The 1,053-nt window shown below is 70.8% G+C and carries 1 protein-coding gene; it reads left to right on the top strand.

Annotated elements, in window-relative coordinates:
• Positions 1-53 precede the first annotated feature (53 nt).
• Positions 54-1,053: Ig-like domain-containing protein (locus tag AAH450_RS21050; protein WP_342911926.1), on the top strand; the 1,000-nt coding region annotated here is incomplete at its 3' end.

The following is a 1,053-nucleotide window of genomic DNA, read 5'->3' as shown; positions in this document are numbered from 1 at the left end:
GCTGGAGCTGGACGCCTGAAAGCGCGCTGGCGAGCGGGGCGCACGCCCTGACCGTGGCGGCGGTTGACGCGGCGGGTAACGAAGGCCCGCAGGTGAGCGGCACCGCGGATGAGGCGTGGGACTTCAGCGTCCTGACCAGCGCCCCGGCGCAGCCGGCCATTGAGAACATCGTGGATGACTACAGCCAGGGCGAGGACGCCGATACCGGCTTCCTGCAGAAAGGGCAGTCCACCAACGACAGCACGCCGACGGTGAACGGCACCGCAGGCGCGGGGCTGACGGTGATAGTGTGGGCCACGGATGCCGCAGGCAACCGGGTGAACGTGGGCGAGAGCGTGGCGGACAGCGAAGGCCGCTGGAGCATCACCACGTCGGCGCTGGGCGAAGACGGCAGCTACAACCTGACGGCCACGGCGGTGAACGCGGCGGGCGTCTCCTCGGCGGAGACCGGGCCGTTTAACGTGGTGCTGGATACGACAGCCCCGGCGGCGGCAGAGGCTCAGCTGATGGACGCGCAGGGCGAGGTGCAGGGCGCCGTGGCGGACGGCGGCGTGACCGACGATCGCGCTCCGGTGCTACAGGGCACGGCGGAAGCGGGCGCCACGGTTGCGGTTTACCTGGACGGCAGCAGCACGCCAGCCGGCACCACCACGGCGGCCGCAGACGGCAGCTGGAGCCTGGTGCTGGGCACGCTGGCGGACGGCGAACACAGCTGGCAGGTGAAGGTCACGGACGCGGCGGGCAACGAAACGCGTGGCGAAAGTTCAGCCTTCACGCTGGACAGCAGCAGCGTGGTGCTGACCATTGACCAGGCTAACGACGACGTGGGCAGCGTGACCGGAGCGGTGCTGAACGGCGGGCTGACCGACGACAGTACGCCGGAGTTGCAGGGTACGGCGCTGCCGGGTGCGGTGGTGACCGTGCGCGACGCGGCGGGTGAGGTGCTGGGCAGCAGCACGGCGGACAGCAACGGTGTCTGGCGCTTCGCGGTGGCGGAGCTGGCGGACGGCGAGCACAGCTTCACGGCGGAGGTGACCAGCGCGGCGGGCAACC

The sequence above is a fragment of the Erwinia magellanica genome (genome assembly GCF_039023495.1).
GTDB lineage: Bacteria > Pseudomonadota > Gammaproteobacteria > Enterobacterales > Enterobacteriaceae > Erwinia.
The sequence above is the reverse complement of the archived record's forward strand: the minus strand, read 5'-3'. Positions and strand labels throughout refer to the sequence as shown.